The organism is Vibrio sabulosilitoris, assembly GCF_055391395.1.
Window position 1 is genome coordinate 1 of the sequence record NZ_AP029601.1, and the last position, 18399, is coordinate 18399.

Below are 18399 nucleotides of genomic sequence, written 5' to 3' on the forward strand. Positions count from 1 at the left end.
TTACCATGACGGGTTGATGTAGGAAAAGCATCTTACACACATAAATAAATCTGGAAAAAAACCAATCACTGACTATGCTGTATGTATGGTCAGTGTTTTTCTAGGTGAATTTATGTACCTCATACAATCAAGCAATGTCTATAAACAGACAGAACTATCAATCAGTGACAACACCTACCAATGCTCTCCTGAGAAAGGGAATATTGGCTCTCTCCCAACTCTGTTCAATGGTGATGGTTCATTCAACCATGAAGCCAATAGTTACCTCTTTTACCAAAAAACGGTTAAGGATGCTAAAGACCTTAGTCCCTGCTCCCAAGCTCTTTATGCCTATTATCAATTCCTTGAAGATGAGAACTTAGCGTGGGATACATTCCCTCCCGTCAAAAGACTAAAACCGACTTATCTATTTCGCTCTCACCTACTAAAGCAGATTAAAAAGGGTGACTTGGCGCATAGCACTGCCAGCGTTCGCATGAACCAAATCGTCAATTACTATAAGTGGTTGATGCATGACGGTTATCTAAAGATAAAGAACGAGAAAGAAGCGCCATTCAAAATGGAATTTGTTTCTGTTCAGAGCTCGGGAATGTTAGCTCACGTTTCACCCACTTTTACCGTAGAAACAAGTGACCTACGCATTAAAGTCCCCAAAGATGCCGACAGTAGCAACATCCGGCCTCTCACTCCACTGAGCCAAGAGTCACTGAGTATTCTCACTCAATATCTACCCAAGGCTTCAGAGGAGCTGCGCTTACAGGTGCTTATTTCTCTTGATACGGGAATGCGTATCCAAGAGATAGCCACTTTATCCACTAAAGCTATCGAGACAGCGACGCCTGTTGCTGAAAGTAAGCACCGTTTTGAGTTGTCGCTATCACCTAAAGCAACAGGTGTGATGACCAAATACCTCAAATCTCGCCAAGTAGAAATCTCTGCCGAGTTATTATCGACATTGAATGAATATCGCGTTTCAGAGCGAAGAATCAAACGTGCAAACAAGCTTGACCAAAAACTTGAAGCACTACCAGAAATGGCTGACACCCTAAAGAAAGAGGCGCTTGAGCGATTGGAGTTATCTGAGCGCCACGAACCTTTGTTCGTCAGTGAGCAAGGCAACCCCGTAACCGCTAAGTCGATAGAGGCTCGCTGGACAGAGCTTAGAGCCGAGATTAAACAGACCCATCCTACATTCACACACCGCTTTCATGACTTGCGTTCGACTTATGGCACCTATCGGCTCAATGACATGCTTGAAGCAGGGCTATCTTCATCAGAAAGTTTGGGACTACTGATGGGATGGATGGGGCACAGAAACGAATCCACCACTTGGAAATACTTGCGCTACTTGAAGCGCAAAGAAGCTTTCAAAGTTAAATTCGGCATTTTAGACGGCATCATGCATGAAGCGTTAGGCGGTGAAAATGAGTAATGTCGCTTATTTGTGCGGCTGGAAGCCAGAGCTTTGTATTCAATTAGATGACGAAGAAAACAGTTTGGCCGACTTTAATCGCTTTATGGTCAAGGGGTTTCCTTCAATAACCTCATTACAGCGGGGAGGTCGCTTTGAAGATGCCAATAGGGAAGGCTTTATCCTTCAAATGAAGTCTCGCTTTGAAGATTTCATGGGCGAAGGCAAAAGCCACGCCTCACTGTACACCACCTACCGGGAATGCTCTCAATATCTTCGTTGGTGCGATGAGCATAATGAAGAGGCGTTCACACAACACGCCACGGAATCTTATTTTAAGTCTCTTTATCAGGACGTGTTACTTGGAGAAATAAAGCGCTCTACCTACAAAAACAAACGCTCTCAAATGCTGCGTTTATTTTGCGATTCCTTAGACCTGCCAAGTGCGTATTTCGACAACATCACCGTCACGGATAATAGTGATGAGGAGCCCTTTGAAGCTTATACTCGCAGTGACCTCAAGCAATTACTGCCTTTTTTGCGCAGTCTATTTAAGCAAACTGCCAAGCAGTTTATTGAGGGCCCTGAGAAGCATATAGATGCCTATAAGGGCACCTCAACCATGACGTTTAACTGGAAGAGAGAGCAGTACAAACTATGTGGTGGCATCAGCAAAATGATGTGTGCTGGAACGTACCTACTGGCTTACTACACCTACGCTAATACAAGTGATTTATTCCACCTACAGCAACCAAATAACGCCTCTACATCAGTCGGTGAAATTTGGTACACCATGCCCGCATTTAAGCGCCGAGCATTTAAAACCATCCACGTTGAGATGGGCGGTCATGAACTGGATATTCCTAAGTACGCAATGAGCTTCTTTGATACGTTGCTCGAAGCCTCACGCCTGATTTCCACAGACCCCAACGCGACATTATTGCAAACGGTCACCTCAAAACAACGCGCGCCGCTCAAGGGCGCCACCTTGCAGGCTTTCTTAGAGTGGGTCGAAAAGCACTTTACTTTTACCGACCAAGCGGGTCGTCGCTTGCGCCCTGTCATCAGTCGCTTTCGAAAAACAGGCACACAAATCACGACTTACCATCAAGGTGAGTTGGTGAACGACATTATGCTCAACAACACTTCTAACACGAGAAAGAGAAGCTACAGCAAGGGTAACCGAACTACCAATAATGGGATGATGCAAGATGCGATGTCCTTGAGAGAGCAAGAGATTAAGCAAGGTGAAAGCACAAATGAAGCCAAAGAAAGTTTAGGCATTGATATGTTGGTTATCGAGGCAGAAAACAAAATTAACCTTCCTAACTTGAGTCGCACTCCGAACGGAGGAAGTTGCTCTGAGCCTTTTGGTGAAAAGTCAGAAAAGTACACAAGAAAAGCCCTCAAACATGGATTGATTAAAGACGGTGAGAGATTGGCGTGTGCCGACTTACTTGGTTGTTTCGGCTGTCCAGGCCAGGTCATTGTTCAATCTCTCTCAGATATTTGGTGCCTAATAAGCTTCAAAAGCTGTATTGAAGAATCCCTATATCGCCACCTTGATGCTCAACACTACAAGCAAAACTTTGAAGACATTATTGTGTTTATTGATACCAAGATTCTACCAAACATTAAGACCTCTTTGCTTAGAGCGGCAGAAGAAAAATTGGACGATGAGGGCTTACACCCGAATTGGGATGATGCCGAATCAGTACTTAGCCTCATTCCATCACAGGAGGCATCCTAATGAGCAACGATAAATTCAATACTGACCACTTGTATCGTGCTGACTTCCCTGTTGAGCATAAAGTCCAGCCTGCCGATATTATCACCTTGTACCATGAGCAGCGGTTCGACGAATTGGATGCCGTGGTGGTTTGCCGAGATAAGGACGGTAACGTCACCGCCACCTTCGGCCAAAACAATTGGGGTTGCTTTGCTTTTTCACGCAAAAAAGAAAGGAACAATCTTACATTTTCGACAATAGATGCCCACCCAGAACTACAGCGAGAGTTGAAGCTCTTCACTTACGGTTGGTTATTTAATCTCTCTCCACAAGAAAGGAAGTCTGCAAAGTTTTCAACCGTTCACGGTCGACTTAGGAACGCTATGACAACCTACCAATTTCTCGCTCAAGAAAATGCGCACACACTCTCTGCCCTTTCATCGACTAATATGCGTCAGAAGCTCGATGAGTACCTTATCGAACGTGATTTGAGCGTTGGCACACTTGAGAAAACATTCACAACCATCAACAAAGCCATTCAATATACCCCTTGGCATAAGATAGCGTTGGGCTTTACTCCAATCGAATCAAATAAAGAAGCTAGGCGCTTAAATGATCTAGAGCGGCAACAAACATTAGTTATTCCTGAGCGTCTTTGTCACGCCATCTATGGCAAGGCAATGGCGCTTATTGAAGAAGCGCTCCCTAACGCCACGCTCATTGCCAATACTGAACGTGACCTCCAAGATAACTACATGCAAGGGAAGCAAATCGTAGAAGATAAGGTGAAAGCTGGCGGTGTATTCAGATTCATGAATTCCGATGGAAGTATTGATAATCAAAAGTTTTCCAGCGTTATTGCCGACAACCAACCCAAGCAACCAAATGAGCTGATTGCGCCACTGACAACAAAGCTACCCAACATCCCTTTGAAGAATGGCAATGATTTTAAGCGATACTTAGGCCTGCTCATCACGGCGAGTTACATTGTGTGTGGCGGCTTTAGTGGTATGCGTGATAGCGAACTCGATAAACTCACTCCGAACAGTTATTACCTAGACTCACTGAGTGGCCGAGAGCTTCACCTTCTGCAATCTCATACATTTAAACTAGGTGAAAAACGAGAGACTTGGGTCACGGCAGCCGTTTCAAAAACCGCGATTGATTTGATGTCCATCATCACAAAAAGATGGCGAGAAAAAGTCCAATACCCCGATGAGAAATATGCAAATTCTCTTTGGGTGAACCAAACTCACCGCTCTCATGCGCCAAAATTAATTGCGGATTGGAATAGGCGATTAAAACAATTTTGTAAACAGTTTGATTTTGTTATTACTGATGACGATTACCAAGATTGCGTGGAGTCGAACCCTCGCTCACAGGTCAAAATTGAAAACCAAGTTGTGGTTGGTCAACCTTGGCCTATGAGCACTCACCAATTCAGACGGAGCCTCGCGTTCTACTGCATTAAAAATCGGTTAAGCTCTCTGGTTGCACTCAAGCAGCAATTCAAACATCTGTATTTGGCGATGACAGAGTGGTACACGAATGGGGGGCAGTTGGCTAGCCTTCGTGATTTAACAGTCGATCCAAAAATCCAGCAAACACTTGATGAGATTAACGCTGAATCTACTACCAATAAAATCTTCAAACAGTGGCATTCTAATGAAACATTATCGGGCGCACATGGCAAAGCCATCATGATGATGCGAGGTGATGTCCCAACAATCTACAGCTCTTGGGACACCATTTATAAAGCGGTAAAAGACGGAAAACTCACGCTCCATGGTTCACTACATAGCTACTGCAAGAGTGGCTATGATTGCGATATGGATGGTGTTGTTGCACCGCAATTTTGCGTCGATTGTTCGTCTGGAAGCAGCATTATTGATGAGCAACAAGCAAAGTGGTGGCAAAAGAGGCATCGTAGTCTATCGGCCTATATGACAACAGGAGACGATATTACGGTCACGGATAGAAGCCATTACATTACTCAAATTAGAGCGGCAGAAAACGTTATGCGTGACTTTAAAATGGAATTTACTCCTTTTGAAGCTGAACTTAATATCACGGAGATTTAAGCATGAGCAAGCGCGAAAACACATTAGTCGCCCTCGAGGCAGCGTTAGACCGAATAGCCAATGGTAAGCCGAAGCACATCCCCAAAAGCCGCAAATTGAGCGTGAGAGCGGTAGAGGAAGAAGCAAAACTCGGTAATGGCAGTGGTTATTACTACCCCGAGTTTGTTGAGAAGGTGAAGCAGACCAAAGTTGATATTGCAGAAGGAAAAGGCGAATACGTTCAGCCAGAAATACAAGCGGTGCGGGGTAAGCTCAAAGAACAAAAGCGTATTAAAAGTAACTTCAAAGACAAATATGAGGCGGAGCGAGAGAAGTTGGCCCTGTTTGCGGCTGCACAGCACCACCTGAATGATAAGTTAGTTAAGGCACTTGCTCATATTGATGAACTTGAATACGAGAATGCGGAGCTTCGGGAGAAGCTTGCCAAGCTAAAAAGAAGTACTGTAGTGCCAATTAAGTAGTTCTACCGTTGCCCACTTGAATGATAGTTGAGTGGGCTTACCAACCAACGCTTTGTGATTACTGCCCTTCGTGACTCACTTCTGGACAAAGGTGCTTTACAGGTTTTGCTAAATAAGTAAATAACGGATTACTCTTAGTATCGAAAACGCACAGATCGTGAGCCGAATTTCGCACGCCCAGTGAAGGGGCAATTTTGAAGCGCAGCGGAAAAAGTGTACAGCTTGCGCAGCTTGTTAAGTTTTACTTGAGAAGAGATATAACCCCGAACACAATCGTTAGCACCAGACCTATTATTGCTAGCGGCACCGACCACTTATTCGAAGCCTGTACTCTATCAAGAGAATCTTGCCTTACTTCAATTAAGCCAGCTAAATCTGACAGTTTCTCGCTTGCTGATTCTTTGTCAGAGTGCTCAATGAATTTTTGCACATCAATTATTAAATTTCTTTCGGCAGTGGGGACATCACTAAATGGGCTTTCTGTTTCTATTGCCTTGATTATTTCAGTAACTTTATCTTTTATGCTCGATATGCTTTCAGTTGATAAACTCTGAGACGAAACAACGTTTACTAGGTATTCTCTGAGATGTTTTGAGAGACCAGCTCTATAGCTAGCATCGTCCCCACCAAGTTCGTTGATACCTTTGTAGATATTCACAACATCATCGACGGTATCCAAAGACCCGTTATAAAATCCTGCAGACAAGGTTTCCCAAAGCTTAACCTTCCTGTCTCTTCTCCGCTCTATGGTACGTAACAAGAATTTTTTTGCTGTAAATACATAAACTACCGTAAAAGCTACCGTAAACAACGAAAGGACAAACCTCCCATCCGAAAATAGGCTTGTTATTTCTATTATGGCACTCAATCAAAATCTCCTTGAAACTTAACGCTTGTCATACGTAAAACTGCTACATATCATTCTTTTCATTTTATCACCTATCACGCATAGTTTTAGTCTTTCTTGTCGAGTTTCTAACTTTAATGTTCACCGAAAACTAGTGAATAGTAACGTCGTTATCAAATTGATCTAGGCCTGGTAGGGAAAGGGCAGAATATGCTTGTAGCATACTTATGTGCTGATTGGAGTAAAGCTCTTTTAGCGTACCGTATAGAGTGCAAAGCTGTTGGCGAGTGGGTTTATATCCCATTGCCTCTAGTTCTAGTATTTCACTTTCAGACTTCAACAAAATAAGCTTAAGACGCTCTTGCTCTTCAGCTAGTTTCAAAGGGTCAAGTGATAGGGCCAGGTCCATCATAGACTCGATAGAAAGCGGCGTTTTTCAAGGTAGTTGTCATCATTTGCTTACTTATTAAGCGGCTTCTCTTTCTGGATTTAGGTGAACTTTACCAACCGGATCACAGTTCCTAATATCGCCAGGCCATCGTGCAGGAGTTCGCTGTTTTGCTGCAAGCAGCACCTTTGCTCGGCTCTCCAAGATCTCTTTGTCTTTACCATTGTGACGCTGCGAAGGCGTGACATAGTTCAGCTTGCTGTGCTTGTGCTCGGTGTTGTACCAACGCACGAAGGACTCCACCCAACCTCGACTAGCTTCTAGGTCTTCAAAGCCCTTCTTTGGCCAATTAGGCATGTACTTTACTGTTCGGAACAGTGATTCAACATAAGGATTGTCATCACTGACCCTTGGTCGGCTATATGATGAGGTTATGCCTAACTCATCCATTTTTGCTCTGAACGTCAGTGACTTCATCGGCGCGCCATTATCTGAGTGAAGAACCAGTGGCTGATTAAAGCACTGTTCGCGCATCACAGTGCGCTGAAGTAACTGCGAGGCTAGCGTACCGCACTCTTGTTCATACACCTCGTAACCGACGATTTTTCGGCTGTATATGTCCTCGATAGCGTAAAGATAAAAGTGCTGGCCTCGAACCTTTGACGGCAAGTAGGTTATATCCCATGTGTACACTTGGTTCGAGTCTGTAGCCGTGTAACTTGTTGGCTTTGCTTGCTTTTGTCGGCTCCGTTGACGCCCTCGATTGTGGAGCTGTCCTTGCGCTTTCAGTATCCGATAGTAGCTCGACTCTGAAGCGATATACTCACCTTTATCAAGCAAGGTTGGTACGATCTGAGTCGGAGGTAAGCTCGCGAACTCGGGGCGGTTACACACTTCGATAATGGCATCTCGCTCTTGCTGAGATAGCTTGTTAGCAGGCTCCGGGCGAGCGCAAGTCGGTCTTTTGTCCACCTGAACTTCACCTTGTCGATACCAGCGACGATAGGTTCTCAAGTCAATTTGAGCCTCATGACATGCCTGCTCTAATCGGCAACCACTTTGTTTCGCATCATGGATTAGAGCAATCAGGTAGTGCCTTTCATCGGCTGAGGTTAGTCGTCCTCTGGCTCTTCCCCGTAAAAGGCTCTCAGCTTTTTTCGCAGAACCAACAGAGCGGCAGTTTCGGCCAGTGCCTTCTCTTTGTGGCGTAACTCCTTCTTAAGCTCTTTGATTTCAAGCTTATCGGCTTTAGCTTGCTTCTTTGCTTCGGCTTCACGCTCTTTACTCGACATAAACCCTTGCATACATTCACTGCGCCAGCCTTGGACTTCTTCAGGGAACAAGCCTTTTTCACGACAATATTGGCCGAGTTCACTCTCGGTCATCGAGTAAGTCTCGGCCACGATGGCGAGTTTAGTTTGAGCAGACCAATGCTCTGATGAAGTGTTGCTATTTGGCACTGCGGCTCCTGAACTTCTAAGTTGCTTTCGCCAATGATACAGGGTTGCGGTGCTAATGCCTTCTTCTTTTGATAGTTCACTCACTGACATTGAATAGGGAGGCAGTAGCTTCTTCAATATGGCTTCTTTTCTTTCTGCTGGAATACGAGACAAGGTTCACTCACTTCCGCCCAAACTGGTTAAATTTTAACAGTGACAACTATCCTGCCAGAGGGGGAAAGTTTGCCATCTGCAAAAGGATAGATATTGGTCACGTCCAATAATATGCTTGTAAAATGTTTTTTCATTTCTGCTAACCTTTGTTTCTAGTTATAACGTCAATAGGCGTTCAATAACTAAAGACAATAATTTGACTCACGCACACAAGAGGCCAGAGTTTTGCGACGAACAACGCAGTTATCGAACGATGAGAGTTCCTAGGAAATGATATGTTGAACAGTTGGTGGCTTGGTAGCCTCAAACTAGTCTTGCCTTGCCGTGAAGGCGGCTATCACACGCTGCCTGAAATAACCTAGTTTTATCTCGTTCAAAGCGAAGTTTGGTACCAATGATTCGCGTGGATTTTGATTTTTAGATCCCCAGCCAACCTGTGAGTAGTTACTTTGTCTTTCTTCATGCAATGACAGGGTACTCAAGTTATCAGTTTTGTTATTGGTATCACATACTATCGGTGTTTCCACGCTCGCGAACATACATGATGCCGGTATGTCTTGTTCAATCTGTTCCGAAAACTCTATTAAACTTTGTTCCGCAAAAGTGAATAGCCATGCATGTTGGTTTTCTATTCCATTAACCCGGAGAATCCGGCCAAGTACTTGTCTAAAGTACAATTCTGTTTTGACTGAGCTCATATGACAACAAACCTGAAGACGAGGGATATCTGTACCCTCACTAATCATCCCGACACTAACGATCCATTGTGTGTTGTCATTACGAAAACGGTCTATTTCGGCTAAAGGTTCGTCATGTCGGTAGCTTACGATAGAAACGGTTTGAGCGTATTTTTCCGAAAGAATTTTTTTTATTTTTTGCGCATGCTCAACCGAAGAAGCAACAACCAAACCACCGGCATCATGAGTTAAACGGCGTATCTCCTCGAGCTTTTTGCACCCTAGGCCAAGTAGGTGTTCCATTGCTTCTTGATTGTGTAAAACACTTTGATAAGAGGCCTTAGTTTGCTTAAGCATTTCAAGAATTGACGAAAAAGATTGTTTTTCGCCGTCATTTGTTACTGTCAAATGTTCGTTATCGACGAGAACTACCTTAGGGCTCCGACAAACGTTATCGGCAATGGCTTGTTTTAAGCTGTATTGGTAGTCAACCAGAAGCTTACCATCAGGATCACTGTATTGAGCCATAACGATTGGTAAGGAGTCTGAGCGCCAAGGAGTACCAGACATTGCGAGAGTGTACGTTGCTAATCCTTGGATTTTTGTCAGTATTTGTTCTCCCCAAACATTCGCAATACCGGTCTCGGAGCCAGAGCAATGGTGGATTTCATCAAACACAACAAATACTCGGAAGTTACTCAGGCTCTCCCAAAATTCATCATCAAGAAATTGAATCGACTGATAGGTGAGTGAACGGCCAATAGCGCCCAACCCACCACTAAAAGAGCACTTTAGAGTTTTCGAAAATGTCTTTTTAATCCCTTCGGCTACAGCCAACGACGGAGAGAAACACAGTACGAGGTCTATCATGTCATTTTGCAACAACCTTGAAGCTATGTTGGCAGCTAGCACTGTTTTTCCGGCGCCGGGGGTCGCTTGGCAAAAAAAGTGGTTGTGTACGGTGGAGTACTTTTCTAGCGCTTTGTCGGAACACTCGGCTTGCCAGTACCTCAGCATGAGGCTGCTTCCTCAGAAAGACTGTTGATAGCATGGGTAAGCGCGTTTACTTTACCAAGCAAATGCGCCGAGCGCTCTTTTGCTTGTTCGAGTAAAGGGCTTAGCTTTGTTTCTAGCTCCTGGAAACGACGGATGACTGATTGATACTCATCTATTTCACTGAGAACAATTTCTAGCTCTGCTTTGTACTGGCCGTGCTCGCAGAACAATACTGAGTAATCATTACCAGAAGGTGAGCTAATCCGAGTCGTCTGAACCTTTGGCTCGACTTGTAGGTTTTTAAACTGGCCAGTCTGGAAGTACCTTTTCTTTCGTCCTTTACCCTCACTTACAAGCCAATTGTTGTCAGTAAAGCGCTTGATCTGGCGATATACCATCCGTCTAGCTTCGTCTGGGTCAGTTCTACCATTATCAGTAGAAACAAAGGCATCTCTTAACTCAACAACTGAAAAGCCATCCATTTCTTGTTCAATCAACAACTTGTGCATCATGGCACTGATTTTAGTAGAACGTTTCATTTACAACTCATACAAAGTCAAAAAAACTAAGGATTGCTTAGTATACAGAAATTAGTAAAACTAAGAAAATCTTAGTTACCTTGAGATCAGATGTATGAATAGTCAGTGTCGTTCATTAGCCCAATCCCAGAGCGTCTTAAACAAGCTCGAAAGAAAGCAAAAATTTCCCAAAAGGCTTTGGGTGAGCGTATAGGCATGGATGAAAGCTCCGCAAGCCCCAGAATGAACCAGTACGAAAAGGGCAAGCATACCCCTGATATAGGGACACTAAAGGCATTAGCAGATGAACTTGGTGTGCCCTTGAGCTACTTCTTTTGTGAAGATGAGATTTCTGCTGAGTTGGCTGTTAATCTGAATAAGCTTTCTCTAGCTGATAAGAAGAAAGTTCTTGCAATGACAACTCTATTGATTGACGAATCGGGTGAAGATAGCAGTTCAAATCCTCGTTAAGTGGTTTCTATTAGAGTTGGTGCGGTGGTGTAATAACGTGCACTTGTTCTCCCAGGTCAGGTCATCTCATCACACATCGCCCTACAAGGGCGTGTTTCATGCACAGTGCATGTTTGATGCCGTTCCAGAACACCTCTGGACAAAACCGTGTCAGTCACATTGCTAATTTAGTAATTGCTGAATTAACTCTGATATGGAAAGTCGCTTTGCTAAGCACCCAGTCTGAGTGATGCAGATCAGAACACTTCTCTCAATAATCCTCTCACTATATTGTACCAAATCGTTGGTTTTCATAGAATGGAGTGAAAGAGAAAGGCAAATCTCCTATAGATTATATTTTGGTTAAGTAGCAGGTTATGACTCAAGACGAGCGCATTGAAGTTATCAATAAGATATCTCGAACACTATCAATATTGATGTGTGACATGAAGTTGCATCAGTCAATGAACATCTATGCATTAAACATTCATGCGGAAGATTTTTACTGTAATGTGTTCAACTTTCTTTACCAAGGTAAAGACTTCAATAATGCGAATTCGGCTAGTTCTAACGAGGCATACATAGACCTAGTTGATCACAAATCAAAACACATGATTCAAGTGACGACATCAACGGGTAAAGATAAAATTGATAACAGCCTCAAGATATTGGAGTCATATAACCCACATTACAAGCAGTATGAGTTTGATATCTTCTTCTTACTTGACAAGCCTAAAAACCTCCAAAGAGCAACAATTGAGTCATACAAGAACAAGTATGGTATTGAAGACATTCGAGATCATCTGAAAGATCATACAGATTTGCTTAATGATATTAAGATCTTAAAAGATGGTAGGTTACGAGCTATCTATGAAGAGTTCTTCAAGGATATCAGTGAAAAGTACACTGATGAAATGACGTTGCAAATCGTATTCGACCTACTAGTTAAGGACAGTAACTCTAAGAACGTGGATTACTCGGTTGACTTCAACAATGTAGGCCTAGAAAAGAAAATTGGGATAAACAATTTGAATCGCCGCGTTTCTAATCAGTTACTTATGGGGAGTGAGGCTTCTCTGCCTGTATATGAACACATTGAAGGTGCGGTCTTAACAGAGTTGCGAGTACTGATTGTTGACGGTTTATACACTAATATTATTAAACAATCTCTTTCTAAGGTTGGTGCCGCTCCTAGAGAGTTAGCTAGAAAGAAAACCGACGAGCTTCACCACCTAGCGAGTAAAGATTATAAGTTGGACTTTTCTGCGATACTTGGAGAGCTTTGCCACAAGATTGAAGATGAAACGTACAAGGTTAGCTACCAAGAAACGTCCATGGCTTGGGTTATCATTGCTTACTTTTTTGAAGAATGTGATATTGGAATGAAACAATGATTTTGCCAACCAAAGTCTTAAAACCAGTTGATTCTTTGTATTGTATCTCAGCCTATGTGGTTGAGGTTTTACAGGGGACTGATGGGGTTGATTTTGACGTCCTTTTGGATGAGCTTAACCGTGTGTATCCAATAGAAATTTCCATTGAAAAACTACAATATTGTTTAGACTTCCTATTCATTATGGGAAAGCTGGAGCTAGAAAATGAAACTTTTAAAGCTGTATTCAAGCAATCCTAATTTTAAAACCATCAATTTTAATGAGGGGATGAATATTGTCGCAGGTCTACAAACTAGCTCACTATCAACCCGTACCTGTAATGGAATCGGGAAGAGTACATCTCTTCAATTAGTCCACTTGTTGCTTGGTGGGCAATTAGATTCAAAATACCCAAGTGATAAAACGCTACAGAGCTATTTGTCTGAATACGGAACATTTTCATTAGACTTTGAGGTTGGAACAGTACCTTACACCTCTACCGTCCACTTTAAGGATGGTATCTACTATTTAAATGAGGAAAAAATAGGAAAGTGTAAGACGTTTTCGAACAAGCTCTCTGAGAAAATATTAATGGGGGCAATCAATGATGTGTCTTTTAAACAAACATTAAATTGTTTTGCTAGAAGATACCTCCCTGGTCGTAACTATTACTCTGATGCATTGATGCAGCAAGGAAGGTCTGCTGAAGACTTTTACCAACGAATTGCAAACCTATCGCTTCTTGGGTTAGATGTTTCTCTAGCTAAACAGTTTAAAAGTGTTCGTGAAGACTTGGATCAAATCAAGAAAACAAAAGATTCGCTTCAGAAAGCAAACTTAACTGCTAATGAAAGTGAGTTGCGAGACCTAGAAGATAAATTAGAACGTTTGCTTGAAAGTAAAGCCAACTTTGATATTGCTCCAAATTACAATGAGTTGAAGCGTGATGCTGATTTACTGACTGATGAAATGAATAAGTTCCGAAATGAAGTGTTTAAAATTGAACGTGACGTTAGGAACAAAGAGCGGGCGCTCGATGAAAGCCAGGAAGTAAAATCAGTAGATCTAGATAGAGTGGAACAGATATTCACTGAAGCTGAGTTCCACTTCCCAGATTCAGTACAGGTACAGCTTCAGCAAGCACAAGATTTTCATGTACGTATTCATAGTGCTCGTCGAGAACGTTTGATGTCTCAGGTAAAAATGCTCAATGATAAGCGTGAGCATCTAGAGGCTTTGTTAACAGAAAAAGAAGAGCGCCGAGATAGCATTCTTAAAGACTTGGATTCGAAAGGTGCACTTGAAGAGTTTAACTCAATCGTTGAGCATATCCGTACGACAGAAAATAAAATCGCAGACCTATCAAGTTACCAAAATACTTTTGCTGAGCTAGAGAAACAAAAACTCGCATTAGAAAGTAAAAAGGCCGCTTTAAATCTCAAAGCTATAGAGTACATTGATGCTCAAAGCGCTCATATTCAAGGGATAGAGAAAAAGTTCCGTACATTGGTTCGACGATTCTATGATGATCATGGTGGCGCGATACGAATTCAGAAGAATAGCGGTGAAGCAAAGTACCTCTTTGACATAGAGCCATATATTCAAAAAGATTCATCTCAAGGCGTAGGTGAAGTGAAAATATTCTGTTATGACATGTTGTTATTTGAACTAAACAAAAATTTATTAGGTTTCATGGCTCATGATAGCGCGCTATTTGGTGGGGTAGACCTACGTCAAACTAAGATGATGTTTAAGATTGCGCTGGAAATGTGTAAAAAGCATGGGCTTCAGTATTTTGTGAATATCAACAAAGACGTCTATGAAAAACTTATCTCTACTGACCAAGAGGGTGACATTCTTACTATTGAAGATAAGCAAGCGCTACTAGATGGAACTGTGCTAGAACTATTCGATGATAAACCTGAACATACTCTCTTTGGTGAGTACTTCGGATAAGCAAAGAGGGCGTTCAAAAATCTGTGTCAGCTAATTTTGGCTAGATATCTAAGACATCATCCAAGCGCCCATCAAAGTGAATCGCCAGTTGGGACAATGTCATATTCCAGTTCTGGATTGGCATTGTCCATTTCTTAGAAGCATTCAATAACTCTGCGTACAGCAGTTTTAGCAAGCTATTTTCGTTCGGGAACCCACCCTTAGTTTTGGTCAGTTTACGGAACTGACGGTGTACCACCTCGATAGCATTCGTCGTGTAGATAGCTTTTCGAATGTACTCTGGATACTTAAAGTAAACGGACAGATTTGCCTGTTTGTTCCGCCAAGAACGCAGCACGATTTCAGGATAAAATGTGGACAGTTTTATCGCAAAAGCCTTTGCAGCGCAGATTAGGTATATTGGGTCAATTACTGCGTACTTTAGGAAAGTAGTTCTAAGGAGCTAAAAAGATTTGGGGCAGAAAGTGAGTTCATCACGCAGTGTGCGTGACGCAAGCTGCGTGATTAGTTTATAGCTCGGAAAGGGGCATAAGTGATTTAGGGTCGGTATAAACCGAGATTGAATGTGGTTAATTTTCTGGAAAGTGGTATATTGAATTTAACTTTTTTGGGAAAATTAGTTCCAAAAGTCGATTTTTCTGGAAAGGCTAGAAAGGCTCTTCCTATCAACCTTTCCAGATTTATTTCAGAAACCACCTGTGTTGGTAATTTGTGTCTGGTACTAAATGCGTTGCCATTGCTGAGGCTCCTCGTTCTTTCCGTCGAGTTTTAAAGGTGGGCTTTAAGCTGCGTTTCCAACGCCTCAAGTGCCTTCCGTTGCCGTTCTATGCGATTACAGATGTTGTGCAAATCCACCCGATGGATTTCACCCTCTTCTGGTAGGCTCTTGAACATTTGGTTCAAGTCATCTTTGCACTTATTAAAGGTAATCATGTGATGGCCTATTACTCGTTTAAGGGTCAATTTATCCATGAACTAAGCTTCCTTATCTGTCGTTCGGTCTGTGGGTGGTTTTACACGCGTTAGGCTTGAATTAAGCTCTTTACCTACAACAACTGAGATCAATTTCCATCATCATGTCAATAACACCAGACTGACCTAGACCAAAACGTTTGCCATAAACGCCACATTTAGTGCACTGCATCCAATCGAATATGTCCCCACGGTACTTATCGAGTTCACCAACATTTGACCATTTATCCCATTCGTGCTCACAACATTGAACGTGCTGTGGAAGAGGTTTGCTCTTAGGGTTGTGACCGTTCTTGTGCTCTCGTGAATATTTGTAATATCGGACATCGGCGCCCACATTGGAAACCATATCAGCGCACTCGGAACAAACTCGCCACCAACCGTGATTTTCGCTTTCACTCGGGTCGACGTAGTACTTGCCAACGGCCTTTTCACCTTCGCATAACTGACAGTAACGACCCTTTGGCTTATTTGGTTCGCCAGTCAGTACCGCGATAGCGGCTTTAACAGATTCAATGCTCATAGTGGTGTTTCCATGATTTGTTTCCGTTGCATTGGTTGTTGAGCCATTTTTACTCTTGATGAAACGGCAGCATCGTCGCCTGGTTCTCGATCGCATGGATCACATTCTCTTTATCTGCAAAGAACGTGGACAGCTTGTCACTGATGCCGCAGATCGCAAGCATGGCGTCGTGAAAGAATTTAGCCGCATCCTCTGTGTAGGGAATTTCTTCATCGCGCTGAGATAGATTGGTTTTGTTAAATCCATTAAGCTTCGTTCCGAACTCACCCAGCTCAGACTTTTCACCATGCATCGAACCGTCATAAGATCGATATGTAGCGAAGTACTCCACTCGCTGGTGACTCTTGCTTGCATACGTTGTTTTACGCAAGACTTGCGCTTGGATGCTGATAGTGTAAGGTTCGGGCGAGTGGTGGGGCGTTACATTGCGCTCAGCTCCATTTTCAACCAATTTACAATACGACCGCCAAAATCGCTTGTTTGTCCGTTCTCTGCCATGCCCAAACCGCAGTTGGAGTACAGTTTGCCATTTTCAACATGCTTGGCGTAGTGGCACTCCGTAACGTACTTGTAGCGGATAACCAGCTCGTGTGTCACCTCGGTATTAAGGAGGCTCTTTAGCCCTTCATAAACGCTTTCGACTGCATCGTCCAAAGACTTACTTTCTACGCGCAAATACTTTCTTGGGCGGCGCAACACGCAACCTTTTTGAAGATTAGCTTCAATGTCAATCTGGTAAAGCTCAGGGATAACAACCGCGAACACACCGTTATTATCGACCGTTACGTCTGAATCGAACTCAATTTCTTGTCCAGCTTTATTGCTGACTTTAAAATGGTGGGTCTTAATCTTTGGCATAGCTCATCTTTCCGTTGTCCGTAATTGGCTTAATGATGCGTCCCTGATAGAAGCAGACGCAGCGGTTAAGCTAACTAATCGATAATGATCGGATGAGCTTGATCATATTGCTCATCAATTTCATCATCACTCGGCAGCTTGAATTTTTGATTTAGCTTATTCAGTTCATTGCCTACTGCGACAAAGTGATCCCCAGTCATGCGGTCGGTCAGCTGAGGGAAATAGCAGAACGGCTCCGAATTTCCATTGATTTGGTCGAAAGAGCCAAACTTAGTGTCATCAATGAACACTGTGTAACCGCCGACTTTATCTGATACTAATTTTACTTTCATGAGCAAAGCTCTCCCTGTTATGTCTTTCCGTTGTCCGTAATTGGCTTAATGATGCGTCCCTGATAGAAGCAGACGCAGCGGTTAAGCTAACTAATCGATAATGATCGGATGAGCTTGATCATATTGCTCATCAATTTCATCATCACTCGGCAGCTTGAATTTTTGATTTAGCTTATTCAGTTCATTGCCTACTGCGACAAAGTGATCCCCAGTCATGCGGTCGGTCAGCTGAGGGAAATAGCAGAACGGCTCCGAATTTCCATTGATTTGGTCGAAAGAGCCAAACTTAGTGTCATCAATGAACACTGTGTAACCGCCGACTTTATCTGATACTAATTTTACTTTCATGAGCAAAGCTCTCCCTGTTATGTCTTTCCGTTGCATTGCTTGTTGAGCCATTTTTACTCTTGATGAAACGGCAACATCGTCGCCTGGTTCTCAATCGCATGGATCACATTCTCTTTGTCAGCAAAGAACGTGGACAGCTTGTCACTGATGCCGCAGATCGCGAGCATGGCGTCGTGAAAGAATTTAGCCGCATCCTCTGTGTAGGGAATTTCTTCATCGCGCTGAGATAGATTGGTTTTGTTAAATCCATTAAGCTTCGTTCCGAACTCCCCAAGCTCGGGCTTTTCACCATGCATTGAACCGTCATAAGATTGATATGCATGGAAGTACTCCGCTCGCTGGTGACTCTTGCTTGTATACGTTGTTTTACGCAAGACCTGCGCTTGGATGCTGATAGTGTAAGGTTCGGGCGAGTGGCGGGGCGTTACATTGCGCTCAGCTCCATTTTCTACCCAATTTACAATACGACCACCAAAATCGCTTGTTTGTCCGTTCTCTGCCATGCCCAAGCCGCAGTTGGAGTACAGTTTGCCATTTTCAACATGCTTGGCGTAGTGGCACTGCGTAACGTACTTGTAGCGGATCACCAGCTCGTGTGTCTCCTCGGTATTAAGAAGGCTTTTTAGCCCTTCATAAACGCTTTCGACTGCATCGTCCAAAGACTTACTTTCTACGCGCAAATACTTTCTAGGGCGGCGCAACACGCAACCTTCTTGAAGGTTAGCTTCAATGTCAATCTGGTAAAGGTTAGGAATAACAACCGCGAACACACCGTTATTATCGACCGTCACGTCTGAATCGAACTCAATCTCTTGTCCAGCTTTATTGCTGACTTTAAAATGGTGGGTCTTAATCTTTGGCATAGC

General features: G+C 43.1%; 20 protein-coding genes and 1 pseudogene. 8 read left to right on the forward strand and 13 right to left on the reverse strand.

Annotated features, from left to right (window positions below; translation table 11 throughout):
* The first annotated feature begins 112 nt into the window (after positions 1-112).
* From ACZ5R2_RS22890 to ACZ5R2_RS22905, 4 genes are read left to right on the forward strand one after another with little or no spacing between them, the layout of a single operon-like run.
* Positions 113-1432 carry a tyrosine-type recombinase/integrase gene (locus ACZ5R2_RS22890; RefSeq protein ID WP_464900506.1) on the forward strand — a complete coding sequence of 440 codons (1320 nt, stop codon included), beginning with the start codon at positions 113-115 and terminating at the stop codon, positions 1430-1432.
* The gene (locus tag ACZ5R2_RS22895; protein ID WP_464900507.1) at positions 1425-3161 is read left to right on the forward strand and encodes a hypothetical protein; all 1737 of its coding nucleotides are present in this window, start codon (positions 1425-1427) and stop codon (positions 3159-3161) included. Before ACZ5R2_RS22890 ends, ACZ5R2_RS22895 begins: the two co-directional genes overlap by 8 nt.
* On the forward strand, positions 3161-5221 hold the full coding sequence (locus tag ACZ5R2_RS22900) for a hypothetical protein (RefSeq protein ID WP_464900508.1): 2061 nt from the start codon (positions 3161-3163) through the stop codon (positions 5219-5221). The genes ACZ5R2_RS22895 and ACZ5R2_RS22900 overlap by 1 nt, the downstream gene beginning before the upstream one ends.
* A 2-nt stretch (positions 5222-5223) precedes the next feature.
* On the forward strand, positions 5224-5682 hold the full coding sequence (locus ACZ5R2_RS22905; protein WP_464900509.1) for a hypothetical protein: 459 nt from the start codon (positions 5224-5226) through the stop codon (positions 5680-5682).
* Positions 5683-5923: 241 nt separating this feature from the next.
* Here the strand turns inward: ACZ5R2_RS22905 and ACZ5R2_RS22910 are convergent, their stop codons facing one another.
* The 5 genes from ACZ5R2_RS22910 to ACZ5R2_RS22930 form a co-directional block, all read right to left on the reverse strand.
* Entirely contained in the window at positions 5924-6550 is a 627-nt protein-coding gene (locus ACZ5R2_RS22910; protein WP_464900510.1) for a hypothetical protein, read from the reverse strand.
* A 130-nt stretch (positions 6551-6680) separates the two neighbouring features.
* Positions 6681-6941: a hypothetical protein gene (locus ACZ5R2_RS22915; protein ID WP_464900511.1), complete on the reverse strand. Its 261-nt coding sequence runs from the start codon at positions 6939-6941 to the stop codon at positions 6681-6683.
* Positions 6942-6995: 54 nt separating this feature from the next.
* A protein-coding gene (locus ACZ5R2_RS22920) for an IS3 family transposase (protein ID WP_464900512.1) occupies positions 6996-8530 on the reverse strand; the annotation gives its coding sequence in 2 pieces (ribosomal slippage) (positions 6996-8077 and positions 8077-8530; 1536 coding nt in all).
* A 308-nt stretch (positions 8531-8838) separates the two neighbouring features.
* Entirely contained in the window at positions 8839-10224 is a 1386-nt protein-coding gene (locus ACZ5R2_RS22925) for a DEAD/DEAH box helicase (protein WP_464900513.1), read from the reverse strand.
* Positions 10218-10742, reverse strand: a complete 525-nt coding sequence (locus ACZ5R2_RS22930) for a hypothetical protein (protein ID WP_464900514.1) — start codon at positions 10740-10742, stop codon at positions 10218-10220. Before ACZ5R2_RS22930 ends, ACZ5R2_RS22925 begins: the two co-directional genes overlap by 7 nt.
* Positions 10743-10847: 105 nt before the next feature.
* Between ACZ5R2_RS22930 and ACZ5R2_RS22935 the strand changes: the two genes are divergently transcribed.
* The 4 genes from ACZ5R2_RS22935 to ACZ5R2_RS22950 all read left to right on the forward strand — a co-directional run bounded on the left by ACZ5R2_RS22935 (position 10848) and on the right by ACZ5R2_RS22950 (position 14500).
* Positions 10848-11192 carry a helix-turn-helix domain-containing protein gene (locus tag ACZ5R2_RS22935; RefSeq protein ID WP_464900515.1) on the forward strand — a complete coding sequence of 115 codons (345 nt, stop codon included), beginning with the start codon at positions 10848-10850 and terminating at the stop codon, positions 11190-11192.
* A 356-nt stretch (positions 11193-11548) separates the two neighbouring features.
* Positions 11549-12565: an SMEK domain-containing protein gene (locus ACZ5R2_RS22940; RefSeq protein WP_464900516.1), complete on the forward strand. Its 1017-nt coding sequence runs from the start codon at positions 11549-11551 to the stop codon at positions 12563-12565.
* Complete coding sequence (locus tag ACZ5R2_RS22945) at positions 12562-12804, forward strand: ABC-three component system middle component 6 (protein WP_464900517.1); 243 nt, start codon at positions 12562-12564, stop codon at positions 12802-12804. Before ACZ5R2_RS22940 ends, ACZ5R2_RS22945 begins: the two co-directional genes overlap by 4 nt.
* Positions 12770-14500, forward strand: coding sequence for a DUF2326 domain-containing protein (locus ACZ5R2_RS22950; RefSeq protein WP_464900518.1), 1731 nt, complete (start codon positions 12770-12772; stop codon positions 14498-14500). The genes ACZ5R2_RS22945 and ACZ5R2_RS22950 overlap by 35 nt, the downstream gene beginning before the upstream one ends.
* A gap of 40 nt (positions 14501-14540) precedes the next feature.
* Here ACZ5R2_RS22950 and ACZ5R2_RS22955 read toward each other — a convergent pair.
* The 8 genes and pseudogenes from ACZ5R2_RS22955 to ACZ5R2_RS22990 all read right to left on the reverse strand — a co-directional run.
* Positions 14541-14885: pseudogene (locus tag ACZ5R2_RS22955) on the reverse strand (transposase); the annotation flags it as partial.
* Positions 14886-15268: 383 nt separating this feature from the next.
* Complete coding sequence (locus tag ACZ5R2_RS22960) at positions 15269-15472, reverse strand: hypothetical protein (RefSeq protein ID WP_464900519.1); 204 nt, start codon at positions 15470-15472, stop codon at positions 15269-15271.
* A gap of 70 nt (positions 15473-15542) precedes the next feature.
* Positions 15543-15995, reverse strand: coding sequence for a hypothetical protein (locus ACZ5R2_RS22965; protein WP_464900520.1), 453 nt, complete (start codon positions 15993-15995; stop codon positions 15543-15545).
* 49 nt (positions 15996-16044) lie between these two features.
* Positions 16045-16365, reverse strand: a complete 321-nt coding sequence (locus tag ACZ5R2_RS22970; protein ID WP_464900521.1) for a hypothetical protein — start codon at positions 16363-16365, stop codon at positions 16045-16047.
* Between the two features lie 50 nt (positions 16366-16415).
* On the reverse strand, positions 16416-16853 hold the full coding sequence (locus ACZ5R2_RS22975) for a hypothetical protein (RefSeq protein ID WP_464900522.1): 438 nt from the start codon (positions 16851-16853) through the stop codon (positions 16416-16418).
* A gap of 74 nt (positions 16854-16927) precedes the next feature.
* Positions 16928-17185, reverse strand: a complete 258-nt coding sequence (locus ACZ5R2_RS22980) for a hypothetical protein (protein WP_464900523.1) — start codon at positions 17183-17185, stop codon at positions 16928-16930.
* 90 nt (positions 17186-17275) lie between these two features.
* Positions 17276-17533 carry a hypothetical protein gene (locus ACZ5R2_RS22985; protein ID WP_464900523.1) on the reverse strand — a complete coding sequence of 86 codons (258 nt, stop codon included), beginning with the start codon at positions 17531-17533 and terminating at the stop codon, positions 17276-17278.
* Between the two features lie 53 nt (positions 17534-17586).
* A complete protein-coding gene (locus ACZ5R2_RS22990; protein WP_464900524.1) occupies positions 17587-18396 on the reverse strand; it encodes a hypothetical protein in 810 nt (269 codons plus the stop codon).
* Positions 18397-18399: the final 3 nt, after the last annotated feature.

Excerpts from the sequence above, each read along its gene's own strand:
- ACZ5R2_RS22915 (WP_464900511.1), bottom strand. The coding sequence starts at position 6,941 with ATGATGGACCTGGCCCTATCACTTGACCCTTTGAAACTAGCTGAAGAG.
- ACZ5R2_RS22925 (WP_464900513.1), bottom strand. The coding sequence starts at position 10,224 with ATGCTGAGGTACTGGCAAGCCGAGTGTTCCGACAAAGCGCTAGAAAAG.
- ACZ5R2_RS22975 (WP_464900522.1), bottom strand. The coding sequence starts at position 16,853 with ATGCCAAAGATTAAGACCCACCATTTTAAAGTCAGCAATAAAGCTGGA.
- ACZ5R2_RS22930 (WP_464900514.1), bottom strand. The coding sequence starts at position 10,742 with ATGAAACGTTCTACTAAAATCAGTGCCATGATGCACAAGTTGTTGATT.
- ACZ5R2_RS22980 (WP_464900523.1), bottom strand. The coding sequence starts at position 17,185 with ATGAAAGTAAAATTAGTATCAGATAAAGTCGGCGGTTACACAGTGTTC.
- ACZ5R2_RS22985 (WP_464900523.1), bottom strand. The coding sequence starts at position 17,533 with ATGAAAGTAAAATTAGTATCAGATAAAGTCGGCGGTTACACAGTGTTC.
- ACZ5R2_RS22895 (WP_464900507.1), top strand. The coding sequence starts at position 1,425 with ATGAGTAATGTCGCTTATTTGTGCGGCTGGAAGCCAGAGCTTTGTATT.
- ACZ5R2_RS22965 (WP_464900520.1), bottom strand. The coding sequence starts at position 15,995 with ATGAGCATTGAATCTGTTAAAGCCGCTATCGCGGTACTGACTGGCGAA.
- ACZ5R2_RS22900 (WP_464900508.1), top strand. The coding sequence starts at position 3,161 with ATGAGCAACGATAAATTCAATACTGACCACTTGTATCGTGCTGACTTC.
- ACZ5R2_RS22990 (WP_464900524.1), bottom strand. The coding sequence starts at position 18,396 with ATGCCAAAGATTAAGACCCACCATTTTAAAGTCAGCAATAAAGCTGGA.
- ACZ5R2_RS22945 (WP_464900517.1), top strand. The coding sequence starts at position 12,562 with ATGATTTTGCCAACCAAAGTCTTAAAACCAGTTGATTCTTTGTATTGT.
- ACZ5R2_RS22960 (WP_464900519.1), bottom strand. The coding sequence starts at position 15,472 with ATGGATAAATTGACCCTTAAACGAGTAATAGGCCATCACATGATTACC.
- ACZ5R2_RS22905 (WP_464900509.1), top strand. The coding sequence starts at position 5,224 with ATGAGCAAGCGCGAAAACACATTAGTCGCCCTCGAGGCAGCGTTAGAC.
- ACZ5R2_RS22950 (WP_464900518.1), top strand. The coding sequence starts at position 12,770 with ATGAAACTTTTAAAGCTGTATTCAAGCAATCCTAATTTTAAAACCATC.
- ACZ5R2_RS22940 (WP_464900516.1), top strand. The coding sequence starts at position 11,549 with ATGACTCAAGACGAGCGCATTGAAGTTATCAATAAGATATCTCGAACA.
- ACZ5R2_RS22890 (WP_464900506.1), top strand. The coding sequence starts at position 113 with ATGTACCTCATACAATCAAGCAATGTCTATAAACAGACAGAACTATCA.